Here is a 15,738-nt window from a genome sequence, read left to right on the forward strand (position 1 = left end):
TTCCTCGGGCAGATGGACAAACCGGACGTCGATACAATCGAGGGACTCAGTCCGGCCATCTCGATCGATCAAAAGACGACAAGCCGGAACCCGCGCTCGACCGTTGGGACGGTCACCGAGATTTACGATTACTTACGCCTCTTGTTCGCCCGCATCGGCAAACCGGTCTGTCCGAACCACGGCATCGAGATCTCGAGCCAGACGATCTCGCAAATGGTCGACCAAGTGATGGAACTGCCCGAGAAGACAAGGCTGCAAATCTTGGCGCCAATCGTCTCCGGACGAAAAGGGACGCACGTCAAAGTGTTCGACTCGCTCAAAAAAGAAGGGTTCGTCCGCGTCCGCGTCAACGGGGAAACGGTCGAGTTGACCGATGACATCGAGCTCGACAAAAACAAGAAACATTCGATCGAGGTCGTCGTCGACCGGCTCGTTGTCCGACCAGACGTCGAAGGACGTCTCGCCGACTCACTCGAGACGGCGCTCCGCCTCGCCGACGGCCGGGCCATCATCGACAAGATGGACGGGTCGGAACTGCTCTTCAGCGAACACCACGCCTGCCCGATTTGCGGCTTTTCGATCGGTGAGCTCGAACCGCGCATGTTCTCGTTCAACTCGCCGTTCGGCGCATGTCCGACATGCGACGGACTCGGAACGAAACTTGACGTCGACCCGGAGCTCGTCATTCCGGACCCGACGAAGACGTTGAAAGAAGGCGCGGTCGCCGCATGGCAACCGACGAGTTCCCAATACTACCCGCAACTGCTCGCCGCGATGTGCAACCACTTTGACATCGACATGGACGTGCCGTTCGAACGGTTGTCGGAACGGGACCAAAATCTCGTCTTGAAAGGAACGGACGAAGAGTCGTTCTTGTTCCGATATGAGAACGACTTCGGCCAAGTCCGGACGAACACGATCTTCTTTGAAGGAGTGCTGCGCAACATCGAGCGCCGCTATAAAGAGACGACGTCCGACTATATTCGCGAACAGATGGAGATGTACATGGCGACGCACGCCTGTCCGACGTGTAACGGCTATCGTTTGAAAGAAGAGACGCTCGCCGTCAAGATCACAGGGCAACATATCGGGCACGTGACCGAGTTGTCTGTCGTCAACGCGATCAAACTGTTCGATTCGATCATGAACGAATTGAGCGAGAAAGACATCGCTATCGCGCGCTTGATCTTACAAGAGATTTGCGAGCGGCTCAGCTTCTTGAACAACGTCGGGCTCGACTACTTGACGTTGTCGCGGGCGGCCGGGACGCTCTCGGGCGGAGAAGCGCAACGGATTCGTCTCGCGACGCAAATCGGTTCACGGCTCACGGGCGTCTTGTACGTCTTGGACGAGCCGTCAATTGGGCTCCATCAGCGCGACAACGACCGCTTGATTGCGACGCTCAAACAGATGCGCGACATCGGCAACACCCTCATCGTCGTCGAGCACGACGAGGACACGATGATGGAAGCTGACTACTTGATCGACATCGGGCCGGGAGCGGGCGAGCACGGGGGCGAAGTCATCGCCGCCGGCACGCCGAAGCAGCTCATGAAAAACCGGAAATCGCTCACCGGTCAATATTTGGCCGGCAAGAAATTCATCCCGCTCCCGGCCGAGCGCAAAGTGCCGGACGACCGTTTCTTGAAAATTTTGAAGGCGGAAGAGAATAACTTGAAAGGGGTCGATGTCTCAATCCCGCTCGGTATGTTCATCGCCGTGACAGGCGTCTCCGGTTCCGGGAAGTCGACGCTCATCAACGAGATTTTGTACAAGTCGCTCGCCCACCATATTAACCGGGCGAAAGCGAAGCCCGGGAAGCATAAGAAAATCGAAGGACTCGACCAGATCGACAAAGTCATCGACATCGACCAGTCCCCGATCGGGCGGACGCCGCGGTCGAACCCGGCGACGTACACGGGCGTGTTCGACGATATCCGCGACGTGTTCGCCACGACGAACGAGGCGAAGATGCGCGGTTATAAGAAAGGCCGCTTCAGTTTTAACGTCAAAGGCGGACGCTGCGAGGCGTGCCGCGGGGACGGCATCATCAAGATCGAGATGCACTTCCTGCCGGACGTCTACGTCCCGTGTGAGGTCTGTCACGGGAAACGTTACAACCGGGAGACGCTCGAAGTGAAGTATAAAGGCAAGACGATCGCCGATGTGCTCGACATGACAATCGAGGAAGGGCTCGAATTCTTTGACAAAATTCCGAAAATTAAGCGGAAGATCCAGACGATCCATGACGTCGGTCTCGGCTATATGAAACTCGGCCAACCGGCGACCGAACTGTCGGGCGGGGAAGCGCAACGCGTCAAGCTCGCCTCTGAGCTCCATAAGCGGTCGACCGGGAAGACGATTTACATTTTGGACGAACCGACGACCGGTCTTCACGTCGACGATATCGCGCGCTTGTTGAAAGTGCTCCAGCGCCTCGTCGAGAACGGGGACACGGTGCTCGTCATCGAGCATAACTTGGACGTCATCAAGTCAGCCGACTACTTGATCGATCTCGGTCCTGAAGGCGGGGACGGCGGCGGGATGATCGTCGCCACGGGCACGCCGGAAGAAGTCGCCGAAGTCACAGCTTCCTACACCGGCAAGTATTTGAAGCCGGTGCTAGAGCGCGATGCGGCCCGGGCCAAACCGAAAGCAGGAAAACGGAAGTAAGGTATAGAAATGATGAGAAACGGGAACATGATTGACGTGTAACCAAATCAAAGGGGGAAACGAACGTGAAACAAGAAATGCGTGAACTGATTCTCCAGCAAGTAAAAGACGGCAAGTTGACGATCGAGGAGGGCATGACCCAACTCGAACGGCTCGAGAAGTTAGAGCCGGAGCGCGTCCAAGCGCTCGACGAGTATCAAGAGACGGAAAAGGTCGACGCTTACTCGGTCGAGTCGCTGACGACGAAACTGACGTCAGCGGTCGAAGGGCTCGTCACGAAGCTTCGTGACAGCGACTTCTCGTTCAGCTCGAACTTCGGACCGGAAGTGACGTATTCGAAATCGTTCCCGTTCACCGGGAAAGACATCTCGCTCGACTTGTTCAACGCCTCGGCGACGATTGTCTCGTCGGACAACGAAGAGTGTGAACTGATCGTGACGGGCCGACCGCTCCGTCAACAAGATGCGGACAAGGCGCTCGAACAGCTCCAATCGGCGGTGAAGCACTCCGTCATCGGTGACCGTCTCGTCGTCTCGCTTCGCGACAAGCTCGTCCGGGCGCACGTCGAACTGTTCGTCCCGCATCATCATTTCGACCATCTTCATGTCCAGACACTTAACGGGGAAGTCCGTGCCGACGGGCTCGACGTCGAGAGCGTCCGCGTCCAGACGGCGAACGGCCGGGTCGTGCTCCATGAAGTACACGCTTCGGAGCTACTGCTCAACACGGGCAACGGCACGGTCGAGGTCGGCGGTGTCGAATCGGAACTCGTTCACGTCCGCACCGGCAACGGCGCGGTCATCGTGAGCGGGAAGTATGACAAAGCGTCGCTCAAAACCGGGAACGGCAACATCCGGGCCGAGCTCGCGACGGCTCGTGCGGCCAAGTTCGAACTCGCCTCGCTCGCCGGTAACGTCCGTCTCGTCTTGCCGCACGGCGTCGAGGTCGAAGGCGAGCTCGAGACGAACTTCGGTGGACTCCATTGCAACTTGGACGAACTCGAAATCGTCCGTGACCGCAAAGACGTCGCCCAGCGCCGTCTCGAGTTCATGTCAGGCCGCGGCCAGACGCCGCGCATCGAAGTCGAAGCCGGGACACGTACCGGAACGATCGACCTCGAACACGGTTCACAACACACGCCGTCGACGTTCCTCGAGGAAGACAAGCTCGAACCGGTTGATCCGGTCGACCCGGTCAATCCGGGCGATTTGAACAACCCGTTCCATCAGAAGTGATCTATGACCCGGAGGCGTTGCCTTCGGGTTTCTTTTATCCATGAAAGGGAGGAGGAACGAGATGAGGATAGCCGGTCCGTCAATCGGGTGGATGATGATCGCGGCGCTGTTGCTCGGCGGGTGTGATGAACAGCAACGGGTCGTCAACGTGAACGAGACGGAGGGCGGTGACGAAGCGATTGCTGTCGCATGGGCGTACGTCACCGCACGGAATTGGGAAGAAGCGGCGGTCGACGGTGGACGAAACGCCGACGTAAGTCGCGTCGTGATCGATGATGACTATGAGCTCCTGGACGACACGTATAAGGACGAAGAAGCACTCGCCGTCTCGTTTGAGGCGAAACCGGACAGTGTCGTCGGCGTCCCGACCGTCTTGATCGCTCCGGAATCGAATGAAGTGGTCGGCTATATGCCGAGCGAATGACAATAACAACGCCCGAAGGCATCGTGCCTCCGGGCGTTGTTTCGTCATAGATTCATTTCGTATTCCATCTGTTCCCAGTCCATCATCGGGGCGTCGTACAACGTGAACGAGCCGATGATCAACAGGATGATCAAAATCGGGCCGGCGATGAGCAAGAAAATCCCGAGGTTCCGCATCATCTTCGACCGGTTCCAGTAGAAGATGATGGCGACGATCATCGACAGGAGCGAGCCCGACAAGAAGACGCCGACGATGTTCAAGATGAACAACAAGAGCACGGTCTCGTTTTTCGTGGCGGCGTACTCGCGCCACATGTCGATGAGCGACTTGATTAAATAGACGAGCGCCGCGATTCCGACGATAACAATAAAGACGATGGCAATCCAAAATAGTGAGTTCATGAGTATTCACCTCCTCTATCGGTCTATACCCGTTCTACGAAATCCCGACCGATTAGTTTCACTTCTTTTTTCCGACACGTCCCGCCTCACTTTCACTAACGCGAATGCGTGAGAGCTATGATACAATAATGAGCGTGAAAGGGGCAGATACTCATGCAAAATATCGTACGTACGGCTCAACTCGTTGAGCGCTTCAAACTTCAAGTCATTTCAGGTGAAGAAGGACTCCATCGTCCGGTCGCCACACCAGACCTCAGTCGCCCGGGGCTCGTCCTCGCCGGCTACTATACCCACTATGCGAAAAATCGCCTGCAAGTGCTCGGCAAGACGGAGCTCACGTTCTACGCGAGCCTGTCCGAAGAGAGCCGGCGCGAGCGGGCGAAGATTTTGTGCACGGAATCGACACCGGGCATCCTCATCACTCGCGGCTTCGATATCCCGAAAGAAATCGAAGAAGAGGCTGAGGCGGCGAACGTGCCGCTCATGCGCACGAACGCGGTGACGACGTCGATCGAGTCACAGATCACGAACTTCCTCGAGATGGAACTCGCACCGATGACGGCGATGCACGGTGTGCTCGTCGACATTTACGGCGTCGGAGTCCTCATCAAAGGTCAAAGCGGCGTCGGGAAATCCGAGACCGCGCTCGAACTCGTCAAGCGGGGGCATCGCCTCGTCGCCGACGATTCGGTCGAGATTCGTCAGACGGGCGACCAACTGCTCGTCGGATCGGCACCGAAACTGATTCGTCACTTGCTCGAGATTCGCGGGATCGGCATCATCGACGTCATGACGCTCTTCGGGGCCGGCGCCGTCCGTTCGCATAAGAAGATCAGCTTGATCATCAATCTTGAGAACTGGGATGCGGGCAAAGTGTATGACCGTGTCGGGCTCGACCACAATACGATGAAGATCATCGACAGCGAAGTGCCGCTCCTCACGATCCCGGTCCGTCCGGGACGCAACTTGGCCGTCATCGTCGAAGTCGCTGCGATGAACTATCGCCTGCAAAACATGGGCATCAATACCGCGGAAGAGTTCGCCGAGCGCCTCGCGAACGCGATCCACGATAACGAAGGAGACATGGAATAATGGTGGAACCGACGTTTGACCGTGTAGCGTTTGAAATCGGGTCGCTCCCGATCTACTGGTATGGGATGATCATCGCTTTCGGGGCGATGCTCGGACTCGTCCTCGCCTTGTTCGAGGCGAAACGCATCAACTATGACTCGGAGCGGCTCGTCGACGTCGTCATCTGGTCGATCCCGATCAGCATCGTCTTCGCCCGCCTCTACTATGTCGTCTTCCAATGGGATTACTACAGCCAAAACCTCGGGCAAATCATCGATATCCGCCAAGGTGGGATCGCGATTCACGGCGCCATCTTCGGGGCCTTGCTCGTCGTCATCATCTACAGCATGCGCAAGTCGATGTCGTTTTGGAAAGTGACGGACATCTTGGCGCCGTCGCTTCTGCTCGGACAAGCCGTCGGGCGCTGGGGCAACTTCATGAACCAAGAAGCACACGGCGCCGAGACGACGAGTCGTTTCTTGAAAGAGACGTTGTTGTTTCCGGATTGGATCGTCAACCAGATGTATATCGACGGGGCGTATTACTTGCCGACGTTCTTGTTCGAGAGCGTCTGGAACATCATCGGCGTCATCTTGCTCGTCGTCTGGCGCATGGTCGGCAACCCGCCGCGCGGCTACATCTTCTTGTCATACCTCGTCTGGTACTCGATCGGCCGCTTCTACATCGAAGGACTCCGCACCGACAGCCTCATGGCCGGTGACTTGCGGACGGCCCAACTCGTCTCGATCGCGATGATCATCTTCGGGATCGTCATGATGGTCGTGCGCCGGAAAGCGAAACGTTACAATGACCCTTCAGAGAAAGGACTGTTCGATTGATGGATACGTTGTTATTTGATTTGGACGGAACGTTGCTCGACACGAACCCGCTCATCCTCGCGAGCTTCCGCCATACGCTCAGTTACTACTTTCCGGAAGAGACGTACCGGGATGAGGACTTGTACCCGTTCATCGGGCCGACGCTCGAGAAGTCGTTCCGCGAATTGAATGAGCCGGAGTGGAAAGAGATGCAGGCATTTTACCGCAGCTTCAACATCGCGATGCACGACGCGCTCGTCGCTGAGTATCCGGGTGTGATCGACGGACTGCATCGCCTACACGCGAAAGGGTACAAGCTCGGCGTCGTCACGTCGAAAGGGCGCCCGGTCGTTGAACACGGCCTACGCTTGTTCAACATCGACCACTTCTTCGGCGTCGTCGTCACAGCCGATGACGTCGAGAACGAGAAGCCGCACGCCGAACCGGTCGAGCAGGCGCTCCGCGCGCTCGGTTCGACTGCGGACCGGGCCGTCATGGTCGGGGACAATGACACGGACATCTTCAGCGGCAAGAACGCCGGGACGAAGACGGTCGCCGTCGGATGGGCCTTGAAAGGCCGAGCGTTCCTCGAGGCGCTCGAGCCGGACGTCATCATCGACTCGATGGAACATTTCGAGGCGTGGCTCGACGAGGTCACGGTCCATGCGTAAGACGGAACGGTTCCGTCTCGATGGGCCGAACCCGCTCTGGCAGATGTACCGGACGATCCGGTTCTTCCGCGTCTTTAAAAACACGACGGTCGTGCTGATCGGACGGTTCTTCCCGTCAGTGAAGGCGAAGCGTTGGCTTTACCGGACGTTCCTCGGCATGGACATCGGACCGTACAGCGCGCTCGCCCTCATGGTGACGCCGGACGTCATGTTCCCGGAACGCATCTCGATCGGCCGCAACACGGTCGTCGGCTTCAACACGACGATCCTTTGCCACGAATATCTCGTCGATGAGTATCGGATCGGGGACGTGCGCATTGGGGACGACGTGTTGATCGGGGCGAACGTGACGATCTTGCCGGGTGTCACGATCGGTGACCGGGCCGTCGTCGGTGCCGGTGCTGTCGTCCACCGCGACGTCTTGCCGGGCGAGCACGTCATCGGGGCCAAACTGCAGACGGTCGACACGAAATAGACACAATTTAGCACGAAATCATTTTACCGGCGTGATGAATGTCACGTCTGGAAAATACTTGAGCGGTATCACATTTTAAACAAGTGATGCCGCTTTTTTGTGTCTTCATGGGCTTGAAGCGTGGATGCATGTTTTTGCTGAAAAGCTTTTTGAGTACCCTATAAAATATATTCATTATAGAAGGAATATAGTCCCGATTTTTTTTAAGTTTTTCAGTTGCCCTCGCGGATTGAGTGCGGTATTCTTAACCCTGCAACTAAAAAATGATTAAGAACTGATGTGGGGGATTTAGAATATGGAAGCGAACTATGAAGCACTAATGACGCTACCCGAACCAGAATCTCCGCTCGCTGCGGAGCTCCACTACTATAGAGGTCGTCGTGCGTTACGAGAAGGTCGCCTAGATGAAGCGACTTTTTTCATGGCTGAAGCTACGACAGCCGCCACGCATCGCGTCGACTATCATAAACAGTACGCTGAACTGTTATTTGAAGTAGGAGAGGTCTACCACGCCAACGACGTGTGGAAACGGGTGCTTGAACTCGATGATACGGCGACAGAGGCCCTTTATCACCTCGCGAGCAACTGTGCCTACATCTCACAATATGAAGAAGCGGCGACGTACGCGAGCCGTTACCTTGAAAAAGAAGCACACGGCCCGTACGCCGAGTCGGTCCAATCCTTGCTCGAACTGATCGAACTCGAACAAGAGCTCGAGGATGAGGAAGAAGACGAATTGATCACGTGGCACACCGAGGCGCAGCGTCAAATCGACAAAGGCCGGCTCTTCGCCGCCAAGTCGACGCTCGAACGGTTGATCGACCGGTATCCGGCGTTTTGGCCGGCGTATAACAACTTGGCCATCGTCCACTTTTATCTCGGAAACGATGAGACGGCGTTCGAGACACTCGAATACGTGCTCGATGAGAACCCTGGCAACTTGCACGCGATCTTGAACACGATCATGTTGCTCCACGAGGCCGGCCAATCGGCTGCGGCGCTCCACTTGTCGGCACCACTCACTCGCGTCCGTCCGCTCCAATTCGAGATGCGCTATAAACTCGCGACGACGCTCGCGCTCGTCGGACATTACGATCACGCCTATGAAGAACTCCGTCTCTTGCAAGAGCGGGGCTTCCGTGGGGATTCACTGTTTGGGCATTGGCTCAGCGTCTCCGCCTACAAGACCGGACGTCTTGAAGAAGCGGCGACCTATTTGAACGGTGAGGCGTTGAAACAATTCGAAGCCAAGCCGTCGTTCGATATTCGGGAAAACCTCGAGTTCCGTTCGGCGCTCGTCCAAGGCTTGCGTCAAGAAGACGATTTGGCGCGCGTCGAGATCATACGCATCATCTCGAAGCTTGAAGACGATGAGGCGTTCGAGGCACTCGCGCTGACGAACACGGTCACGGACAACGAGACGGTCATCGCCTTCGCCGAGAAGTGCCGGGCCAACATCTGTGCGGCACCTTACCGAGGCGACAAACGGATCGAGCGGGCGTATGAAGCGCTCCTCGTCGCTGAACGACACGTCCCGGAAGCAGAACAGATGAGCCTAGAAGGTGACTTCTATGAACGGTTCTCTCGTTTGTTGCTCACCGGGCACACGTTCGATGACGTCAAGGCATCGGCCGCGGCGCTCGTCTGGATGTTTTATGCGAAACGGGACGCGCTCGTCCTTTCAGACTGTGCCGACGCGTTCGGTATCACGGTCGACACGTTGACGGAGACGATCCGTTCGTTCAAGCAAGAACTCGAACGAGCATAAAGATAGACGATACCTCCCTAGGTTTCATATACTGAAGTCAATCAATTTCATGCAGAGGTGGAATCCTAATGACAGAAGAAAAAATCTATGACGTCATCATCATCGGGGCCGGCCCAGCCGGCATGACGGCGGCGCTTTACGCGTCGCGCGCCAACTTGTCGACACTCATGATCGAGCGAGGCATCCCGGGTGGCCAGATGGCGAACACGGAAGATATCGAAAACTATCCAGGGTACGACAGCATCCTCGGACCGGACCTGTCTCAAAAGATGTTCGACCACTCGAAAGCGTTCGGCGCGGAATATGCGTACGGCGATGTCCAGAGCATCTCGGATGAGCAAGAAGTTAAAGTCGTACACGCCCATAACCGCGACTACAAAGCGCGGGCGATCATCCTCGCGTCAGGCGCCCAGTACAAGAAAATCGGCGTTCCGGGCGAAGAAGAGCTCGGCGGCCGCGGTGTATCGTACTGTGCGGTCTGTGACGGGGCGTTCTTCAAAGGGAAAGACTTGTTCGTCATCGGCGGCGGCGACTCTGCCGTCGAAGAAGGTGTGTTCTTGACACGTTTCGCGAACAAAGTGACGATCGTCCACCGCCGCGACGAGCTTCGCGCGCAAAAGATCTTGCAAAAACGGGCGTTCGACAACCCGAAAATCGACTTCATCTGGAACCATACGTTGAAAGAGATCACAGAAGACAACGGCAAGGTCGGCGGCGCCCGTCTCGTCAGCACGGTTGACGGCACGGAGTCGGAGCATACGATTGACGGCGTGTTCATCTACATCGGCATGAACCCGATCACGGGCTTCGTCAAAGACCTCGGCATCACGAACGAGCAAGGCTACATCGTCACGAACGAAGCGATGGAGACGAAGATCCCTGGGATCTTCGCGGCCGGAGACGTTCGCGACAAGACGCTCCGCCAAGTCGTCACCGCGACGAACGACGGATCGATTGCCGCGCAAAACGCGCAACATTACATCGAGGGACTCCTCGAGGCGTTGCACGAACAAAACGCGTGATTTACGGAGAAGGCATTGCGGGCGACCGCAATCCCTTCTCTTTTTTTCGAGCGTTCGCTATACTAAAGGTTGAAGAGAGCTACACACACGGCTCGGTTGTCAAAATAAGGGGGCGTCAGCGATATGGAAGACTTTAAAGGATTAGAAGAATTGATCATCATCAGCGGGATGAGCGGGGCCGGGAAATCGGTCGCGATGAATAGCTTCGAGGACCTTGGCTATTTTTGCGTCGATAACTTGCCGCCGGTCTTGTTGCCGCAATTGATCGATGTCATCAGCTCGGTCCGTCCGAAGATCGCGGTCGCCATCGACACGCGAACGCGGGACTTCATCGACAGTCTGTTCATCGTCATCGATGACTTAGAACAAAAGAGCGTGCACCCGCACCTGCTTTATCTCGACACGCGCGACGAAGTGCTCGTAAGGCGTTATAAAGAGACGCGCCGGTCGCATCCGCTCGCACCGGAAGACGCGCCGCTCGTCGGCATCCAGATGGAGCGTGAACTGCTCGAAGGGTTCCGCGACCGGGCGCACACGCTGTACGACACGAGTGATTTGAAACCGCAAATGCTCAAAGACCGGATCTTGCTCCAGTTCAATGAAGAGCGCATCCCGTTCACGGTCAACTTCATGTCGTTCGGATTCAAGCACGGCGTGCCGCTCGACATCGATTTGTTGTTCGACGTCCGTTTCATCACGAACCCGTTCTACATCCCGGAGCTCCGTCCGCTCACGGGTCAGACGAGCGAAGTGCAGGAATACGTCATGTCGCATCCCGAGGCGCGGGCGTTCTATAAAAAGTTGATCGACATGCTCGAATTCTTGTTGCCGCAGTACAAGCGGGAAGGCAAGACGCAAGTCGTCGTCGCCTTCGGTTGTACGGGCGGGAAGCATCGATCGATCACGTTCGCCGAAAAAGTATCGGAACATTTCGCGGAGCGCTACAACGTCAAGACCGTCCATCGCGACTTAGCGCACGCGACGAAGGAGAAATAAGATGAGACGCGATCGAAAAGTCGTCGCCATCGGCGGCGGGACGGGATTATCGACACTCGTACGTGGGTTGAAGCATTATCCGCTCGACATCACGGCCATCGTCACGGTCGGAGATGACGGCGGGAGCTCAGGACGGCTTCGCGACGAGTTCCACATGTTGCCGCCAGGAGACATCCGCAACGTCATCCTCGCCTTGTCTGAAGTCGAGCCGCTCATGGACAAGATCTTACAGTATCGGTTCGACAGCGGTTACGGGCTCGAAGGGCATTCGCTCGGCAACCTCATGTTGACGGCGGCGACGCATATTTGTGAAGGGTCGTTCGTCAAGGCGGTCGACGTCTTGTCGCAACTGTTGAACGCCCAAGGCCGGGTGCTCCCGGTCACGGAGACGCTCATGACGCTCGCGGCCGAGTTTGAGGACGGCACGATCGTCAAAGGCGAGTCGAAGATCCCGCTCGTCGAGAAGCCGATCAAACGGTTGTTCTTGCTCGAGGACGGCATCAAGCCGGCACCAGGCGTCGTCGAGGCGATCAAAGGAGCCGACGTCATCGTGCTCGGTCCCGGCAGCCTTTACACGAGTATCATTCCAAACTTGTTGATCCCGGAAGTGCGGGAAGCGATCGTCGACGCCGGAGTTCCTGTCGTCTATATATGTAACGTCATGACCCAGCCGGGCGAGACGAAAGGGTACGATGCGATGAAGCACTTGAAAGCGGTCGAGGCGTACCTCGGCAAGGCGTCGATCGATACGATCGTCGTCAACAACGAGCCGATCGAGGACGGGTATTTAGAACGGTACCTCGAGGACGGTTCGGAAGAAGTCCGGTTTGACCGGAAGAAGCTCCGCAATCACGGAACGAACGTCTTGGCCGGAGATATCGTCGACTATAACCGCGACTACATCCGTCACGACTCGGATGCGATTGCCGGGCTCGTCATGCAACGTGTGTTGCGAATCAAGAAACCACGCTCGTTCCAGGAGCTTGAATTGAAATAGAATGAAAGACAGAGAAAGGAGGGGAACGCGATGAGCTTTGCCTCAGACGTCAAGAAAGAATTGACACAACTCGAGGTGACCGACCCCGAGGCGAAGGCGGAACTGTCCGCTCTCGTCCGGATGAACGGTGTCATCTCGCTCGCTCTCGGGCGCGGCATGACGCTCGACGTCTCGACGGAGAACGCGGCCATCGCCCGTCGGATTTATTCCCTCATGAAACGGCTGTACGACCACCATCTCGACTTGTTCGTCCGGAAGAAAATGCGGCTGAAGAAAAACAACGTCTACATCGTCCGCGTGTCTCAGCACGCCGAGACGATGTTGCGTGACCTCGAGATCCTCGGAGAGAACTACGAGATGATTCGGACGCTCAACTCAGACATGACGCGCGACGAGAATTTGGCTCGTGCCTACTTGCGCGGTGCTTTCCTTGCCGGCGGGTCGATCAATCACCCGAAGACGTCGTCGTACCATCTTGAAGTGTACAGCCTGTATGAGAACCATAACCAGGCGCTCCGTGACCTCGCCAATCGCTTCGGCTTGAATGCGAAGACGCTCGAACGGAAAAAAGGGCACATCCTCTACATTAAAGAGAGTGAGAAAATCTCGGACTTTTTGAAGTTGATCGGGGCGACGCGCGGCATGCTCGACTTCGAGGACGCACGAATCATTAAAGACATGCGCAACTCGGTGAATCGGCTCGTCAACTGTGAGACGGCCAACTTGAACAAGACGGTCGGGGCGGCACTCCGCCAAGTCGAGAACATCAAGTATCTCGAACGGACGGTCGGCCTTGAAGTGTTGCCGGTGAAACTGCGTGAAATCGCCGAGCTGCGCGTCACACATCAGGACGTGTCGCTGCAGGAACTCGGAGAAATGCTCGAGACGGGACCGATCTCGAAGTCGGGGATCAACCACCGGCTCCGGAAGATCGACCAGATCGCCGAGAAAGTACGGAACGGTGAGGAAATCAGCTCTTCGTGACGCCGGTTGCGTCAAAACCATTCTTCCTATATAATTAGCAATTGTGTATAGGATTTTGAAAAGCGAACTAAAGGAGCTTTATGATTATGGCGAATGATAAGAAACGACTTTCGCTCACGATCGACGCTGAGCTAGACCGCGTCATCACTGAGCGTGCAAAAGAAATCGGGATTCCAAAAAGCGCACTCGTGACGTTTGCGACGAGCCTCTTCCTCAACCAATTGCGGGCAGAAGAGATGCTTTCAGGCAACACGAACGCAATCTATCAAGTCATCCGTAAGGATTATGAGTTGCTCACAAGTGTCCGCAACTTAGATAACTGAGTAAAAGGCTGACTGCGGTCAGCCTTTTTTGGTTGCATCCACCCCGGAAATTTGGAATAGTGGAGATATTGAATTGATTGGAGGGCAATCCTATGGGACAAGCGAGCCAACTGCTGCTCATTTTAATGCTACAACTACTCTTCGTTCCGGTGCTCACGCTCCGCACGATTATGCTCGTCAAAGGGAAAACGGTCATCGCGGCGATGTTCGGGACGCTCGAGACGCTCATCTACATCTTCGCGCTCGGGATCGTGTTCCAAGATTTGACGACGCTCGGAATGCTCGTCTACGCGCTCGGGTTTGGACTCGGGATTCTCGTCGGCGGATTCGTCGAGCGGAAACTTGCCATCGGGTACAACATGATTCAAGTGCACACGCAAGAGTTCCCGGCCGAGCTCATCCAAAAGATGCGCGACAGCGGTTATGGGGTGACCCACTATCAAGGCCAAGGCCGTGACGGGGTCCGCTATCGCCTCGACGTCTTAGCGGCACGGACGCGGATGAAAGAGTTGCGCGAACTCGTCGAGCATTACGAACCGAAAGCGTTTCTCGTCGCGTTCGACCCGGTCGACTTTAAAGGCGGCTATATGTTGAAAGGGCTACGGCGCCCGAAATGACGAGGTAGACTCACGAAAGTGGGTCTTTTTTTGTTGGAACGGGAATAGACAGGCAAAAGGAGTGAATCGGATGAGACGAACAGGGATGTGGTTGTTAGTGATTGGGCTATTGATTGCCGGAGGGCTGGTGTACACGTTGTCGTCATGGCAGGGCGCTTCCGGGACGAAACCGCCGCTCCCGACGGTCCGCGTCGGGTCGGTGACGGCCGAAGTGAAACAATCGACGTATTGCTGGTCGAACGGGAGCGAGGCCGTCTGTGAAGACCACGCCTTGCCGGAGGCGGACGATTTGCAACTCGTGACGGTCGAACCGGGTGCAGCAATCAACGTCGAGTTCCATGAAACACCGAAACGGGAGACGTTCCATCGGATCATCGACGGCGAGCTCGTCGCTTCGGAAAAAGTCGTCCCGACGGAGCCGGGCACGTACGTGTTCGAGACCGGCGGGGAGTGGCAGCATGGCGACAGCCGATACGTATTTGGCGTCATCGTCCCAGAATAAAAAAACCCCTTCTCGAGTGAGAAGGGGTTCAGACGATTAGCGTGTCATGACTTTGTCGATAAGACCGTAGTCTTTCGCTTGTTCAGCTGACATGAAGTAGTCGCGCTCAGTGTCGCGCTCGATGACTTCAAGCGGCTGACCCGTGTTGTCGGCCATGATTTGGTTCAATTTCTCACGCATCTTGATGATCCGTTCCGCATGGATCTTAATGTCCGATGCTTGACCTTGCGTGCCGCCGAGCGGTTGGTGAATCATGATCTCCGCGTTCGGCAATGCGAAGCGTTTCCCTTTTTCACCGGCTTGGAGCAAGAAGGCGCCCATCGATGCGGCCATTCCGATACAAATCGTCGACACGTTTGGCTTGATGAAGTTCATCGTGTCATAAATCGCCATTCCGGAAGTGATCGAACCACCTGGGCTGTTGATGTAAAGCGAGATATCCTTGTCTGGATCCTCAGCTGCAAGGAAGAGGAGCTGAGCGACGATCGAGTTGGCGACGTTGTCGTCAATCGCACTCCCGAGAAGGATGATGCGGTCTTTGAGCAAGCGTGAGTAAATATCGTACGCGCGTTCCCCGCGACCTGTTTGTTCGATAACTGTTGGAATTAACATTGAATCTGCCTCCTTTTATGTAGGTTGTAAACATATCATACCGCTATAGTCAATGTTGGTCAAACGATAGTCATCGTTTTTCACCTATTCCACCATTCCCGCTTTCTAAAACGAAAAAAGAGGCCAGGCGATTGCCTGACCTCTTACAT

The 15,738-nt window shown here is 56.0% G+C and carries 17 protein-coding genes; 15 read left to right on the forward strand and 2 right to left on the reverse strand.

The features are described from left to right. The 3 genes from uvrA to JJU47_RS00280 all read left to right on the forward strand — a co-directional run. On the forward strand, positions 1–2,673 hold a 2,673-nt coding region (gene uvrA, locus JJU47_RS00270; RefSeq protein WP_228615582.1), incomplete at its 5' end, for an excinuclease ABC subunit UvrA. Positions 2,674–2,738: 65 nt separating this feature from the next. Beyond that, positions 2,739–3,908, forward strand: coding sequence for a DUF4097 family beta strand repeat-containing protein (locus JJU47_RS00275; protein WP_228615583.1), 1,170 nt, complete (start codon positions 2,739–2,741; stop codon positions 3,906–3,908). Positions 3,909–3,969: 61 nt separating this feature from the next. Then, the gene (locus JJU47_RS00280; RefSeq protein ID WP_228615584.1) at positions 3,970–4,332 is read left to right on the forward strand and encodes a hypothetical protein; all 363 of its coding nucleotides are present in this window, start codon (positions 3,970–3,972) and stop codon (positions 4,330–4,332) included. Between the two features lie 44 nt (positions 4,333–4,376). On the opposite strand, the gene JJU47_RS00285 is transcribed toward JJU47_RS00280, so the two are convergent. Then, on the reverse strand, positions 4,377–4,733 hold the full coding sequence (locus JJU47_RS00285) for a hypothetical protein (RefSeq protein ID WP_228615585.1): 357 nt from the start codon (positions 4,731–4,733) through the stop codon (positions 4,377–4,379). Between the two features lie 153 nt (positions 4,734–4,886). Here JJU47_RS00285 and hprK point away from each other — a divergent pair, with 153 nt between their 5' ends. The 12 genes from hprK (at position 4,887) to JJU47_RS00345 (ending at position 14,977) form a co-directional block, all read left to right on the forward strand. Beyond that, the gene (gene hprK / locus JJU47_RS00290) at positions 4,887–5,825 is read left to right on the forward strand and encodes an HPr(Ser) kinase/phosphatase (RefSeq protein WP_228615586.1); all 939 of its coding nucleotides are present in this window, start codon (positions 4,887–4,889) and stop codon (positions 5,823–5,825) included. After that, on the forward strand, positions 5,825–6,643 hold the full coding sequence (gene lgt / locus JJU47_RS00295) for a prolipoprotein diacylglyceryl transferase (RefSeq protein ID WP_228615587.1): 819 nt from the start codon (positions 5,825–5,827) through the stop codon (positions 6,641–6,643). Before hprK ends, lgt begins: the two co-directional genes overlap by 1 nt. Further along, on the forward strand, positions 6,643–7,293 hold the full coding sequence (gene ppaX, locus JJU47_RS00300) for a pyrophosphatase PpaX (protein ID WP_228615588.1): 651 nt from the start codon (positions 6,643–6,645) through the stop codon (positions 7,291–7,293). The genes lgt and ppaX overlap by 1 nt, the downstream gene beginning before the upstream one ends. Continuing rightward, the gene (locus tag JJU47_RS00305; RefSeq protein WP_228615589.1) at positions 7,286–7,768 is read left to right on the forward strand and encodes an acyltransferase; all 483 of its coding nucleotides are present in this window, start codon (positions 7,286–7,288) and stop codon (positions 7,766–7,768) included. The genes ppaX and JJU47_RS00305 overlap by 8 nt, the downstream gene beginning before the upstream one ends. Positions 7,769–8,063: 295 nt before the next feature. Further along, positions 8,064–9,536 carry a tetratricopeptide repeat protein gene (locus tag JJU47_RS00310; RefSeq protein ID WP_228615590.1) on the forward strand — a complete coding sequence of 491 codons (1,473 nt, stop codon included), beginning with the start codon at positions 8,064–8,066 and terminating at the stop codon, positions 9,534–9,536. 68 nt (positions 9,537–9,604) lie between these two features. Then, the gene (trxB, locus tag JJU47_RS00315) at positions 9,605–10,558 is read left to right on the forward strand and encodes a thioredoxin-disulfide reductase (RefSeq protein ID WP_228615591.1); all 954 of its coding nucleotides are present in this window, start codon (positions 9,605–9,607) and stop codon (positions 10,556–10,558) included. Between the two features lie 123 nt (positions 10,559–10,681). Beyond that, entirely contained in the window at positions 10,682–11,554 is an 873-nt protein-coding gene (rapZ, locus tag JJU47_RS00320) for an RNase adapter RapZ (protein WP_024370429.1), read from the forward strand. Position 11,555: 1 nt separating this feature from the next. After that, the gene (locus tag JJU47_RS00325; protein WP_228615592.1) at positions 11,556–12,551 is read left to right on the forward strand and encodes a gluconeogenesis factor YvcK family protein; all 996 of its coding nucleotides are present in this window, start codon (positions 11,556–11,558) and stop codon (positions 12,549–12,551) included. 30 nt (positions 12,552–12,581) lie between these two features. Then, entirely contained in the window at positions 12,582–13,535 is a 954-nt protein-coding gene (whiA, locus tag JJU47_RS00330; protein ID WP_228615593.1) for a DNA-binding protein WhiA, read from the forward strand. A gap of 86 nt (positions 13,536–13,621) precedes the next feature. After that, on the forward strand, positions 13,622–13,858 hold the full coding sequence (locus tag JJU47_RS00335) for a hypothetical protein (protein ID WP_024370426.1): 237 nt from the start codon (positions 13,622–13,624) through the stop codon (positions 13,856–13,858). A 92-nt stretch (positions 13,859–13,950) separates the two neighbouring features. Further along, positions 13,951–14,475, forward strand: coding sequence for a DUF2179 domain-containing protein (locus tag JJU47_RS00340; RefSeq protein ID WP_024370425.1), 525 nt, complete (start codon positions 13,951–13,953; stop codon positions 14,473–14,475). Between the two features lie 70 nt (positions 14,476–14,545). Then, positions 14,546–14,977 carry a hypothetical protein gene (locus tag JJU47_RS00345; RefSeq protein WP_228615594.1) on the forward strand — a complete coding sequence of 144 codons (432 nt, stop codon included), beginning with the start codon at positions 14,546–14,548 and terminating at the stop codon, positions 14,975–14,977. A 36-nt stretch (positions 14,978–15,013) separates the two neighbouring features. Here the strand turns inward: JJU47_RS00345 and clpP are convergent, their stop codons facing one another. After that, positions 15,014–15,589: an ATP-dependent Clp endopeptidase proteolytic subunit ClpP gene (gene clpP / locus JJU47_RS00350; RefSeq protein WP_138859072.1), complete on the reverse strand. Its 576-nt coding sequence runs from the start codon at positions 15,587–15,589 to the stop codon at positions 15,014–15,016. Positions 15,590–15,738 lie beyond the last annotated feature (149 nt).

Origin of the sequence: Exiguobacterium sp., from assembly GCF_020832205.1 — a bacterium.
Taxonomy (GTDB): domain Bacteria; phylum Bacillota; class Bacilli; order Exiguobacteriales; family Exiguobacteriaceae; genus Exiguobacterium.

Excerpts from the sequence above, each read along its gene's own strand:
- JJU47_RS00280 (WP_228615584.1), top strand. The coding sequence starts at position 3,970 with ATGAGGATAGCCGGTCCGTCAATCGGGTGGATGATGATCGCGGCGCTG.
- JJU47_RS00285 (WP_228615585.1), bottom strand. The coding sequence starts at position 4,733 with ATGAACTCACTATTTTGGATTGCCATCGTCTTTATTGTTATCGTCGGA.
- hprK (WP_228615586.1), top strand. The coding sequence starts at position 4,887 with ATGCAAAATATCGTACGTACGGCTCAACTCGTTGAGCGCTTCAAACTT.
- lgt (WP_228615587.1), top strand. The coding sequence starts at position 5,825 with ATGGTGGAACCGACGTTTGACCGTGTAGCGTTTGAAATCGGGTCGCTC.
- ppaX (WP_228615588.1), top strand. The coding sequence starts at position 6,643 with ATGGATACGTTGTTATTTGATTTGGACGGAACGTTGCTCGACACGAAC.
- JJU47_RS00305 (WP_228615589.1), top strand. The coding sequence starts at position 7,286 with ATGCGTAAGACGGAACGGTTCCGTCTCGATGGGCCGAACCCGCTCTGG.
- JJU47_RS00310 (WP_228615590.1), top strand. The coding sequence starts at position 8,064 with ATGGAAGCGAACTATGAAGCACTAATGACGCTACCCGAACCAGAATCT.
- trxB (WP_228615591.1), top strand. The coding sequence starts at position 9,605 with ATGACAGAAGAAAAAATCTATGACGTCATCATCATCGGGGCCGGCCCA.
- rapZ (WP_024370429.1), top strand. The coding sequence starts at position 10,682 with ATGGAAGACTTTAAAGGATTAGAAGAATTGATCATCATCAGCGGGATG.
- JJU47_RS00325 (WP_228615592.1), top strand. The coding sequence starts at position 11,556 with ATGAGACGCGATCGAAAAGTCGTCGCCATCGGCGGCGGGACGGGATTA.
- whiA (WP_228615593.1), top strand. The coding sequence starts at position 12,582 with ATGAGCTTTGCCTCAGACGTCAAGAAAGAATTGACACAACTCGAGGTG.
- JJU47_RS00335 (WP_024370426.1), top strand. The coding sequence starts at position 13,622 with ATGGCGAATGATAAGAAACGACTTTCGCTCACGATCGACGCTGAGCTA.
- JJU47_RS00340 (WP_024370425.1), top strand. The coding sequence starts at position 13,951 with ATGGGACAAGCGAGCCAACTGCTGCTCATTTTAATGCTACAACTACTC.
- JJU47_RS00345 (WP_228615594.1), top strand. The coding sequence starts at position 14,546 with ATGAGACGAACAGGGATGTGGTTGTTAGTGATTGGGCTATTGATTGCC.
- clpP (WP_138859072.1), bottom strand. The coding sequence starts at position 15,589 with ATGTTAATTCCAACAGTTATCGAACAAACAGGTCGCGGGGAACGCGCG.